The sequence below is a fragment of the Lysinibacillus sp. GbtcB16 genome, assembly GCF_019091145.1.
GTDB lineage: Bacteria > Bacillota > Bacilli > Bacillales_A > Planococcaceae > Lysinibacillus > Lysinibacillus fusiformis.
Genome location: NZ_JAGXJV010000128.1, coordinates 1 through 231, shown reverse-complemented (window position 1 = coordinate 231; position 231 = coordinate 1). Strand labels below are relative to the sequence as shown.

The 231-nt window shown below is 42.4% G+C and carries 1 pseudogene; it reads right to left on the bottom strand.

Features of this window, described 5'->3' with window-relative positions:
- A pseudogene (locus tag KVT27_RS26845) lies at positions 1-231 on the bottom strand (hypothetical protein); the annotation flags it as partial.

The window sequence follows — 231 nt, the reverse complement described above, 5'->3', positions numbered from 1 at the left end:
CCTAGCGCCTCATCAAGTTGCTTCATCGCTTCTTCTTTCGTTAGCGTACCCGCTTCTACTTGATCAAAAATGGCTTGCACCTTTTCTTTTGAAATTTCATCAAAGTTCGATGGGTTACTTGTAGCTTTTTTATCTCCGTTCAACCCTAGCGCCTCATCAAGTTGCTTCATCGCTTCTTCTTTCGTTAGCGTACCCGCTTCTACTTGATCAAAAATGGCTTGTACCTTTTCT